Here is a 367-nt window from a genome sequence, read left to right on the forward strand (position 1 = left end):
GGCTGGAACTGTACGGCACGCCGGAGATGCGCGAGAGCTACGTGCGCAACAACGCGCGCCGCCAGGATTTCCTGACGTTGCTGGTCAAGCACCGCCAGATGCTGGCCGATAATTACGCCAGCAAAACCAGCACCCGCCACCGACGCGCCGAGAAGGCCCGCATCTTCGCGCACCTGAGATCGGACTACCAGAAACTCAAGGAAAGCTGGGGCGGCTACGCCGGCTACGACCGCTGGTTCGCCGAGCCGCTGACCAACGCGCACCTGAGCGCTGTGGGAACTTACCACGATTATTTGCCGGCCTTCCGCGAGCTGATGTAGCAGGAGAGAACGTTCGTGCGATTTTATGGTGCGGCGCAAAAATTGGC

Annotated in this window: 1 protein-coding gene; it reads left to right on the forward strand. The window is 61.6% G+C overall.

The annotated features are described in order from the left end of the window. Positions 1-320 (forward strand): aminopeptidase (locus EE949_RS08295; protein ID WP_164666712.1); only part of this gene is annotated, 320 nt, incomplete at its 5' end. Positions 321-367: the final 47 nt, after the last annotated feature.

Origin of the sequence: Pseudomonas viridiflava, assembly GCF_900602065.1 — a bacterium.
Lineage (GTDB): Bacteria > Pseudomonadota > Gammaproteobacteria > Pseudomonadales > Pseudomonadaceae > Aquipseudomonas.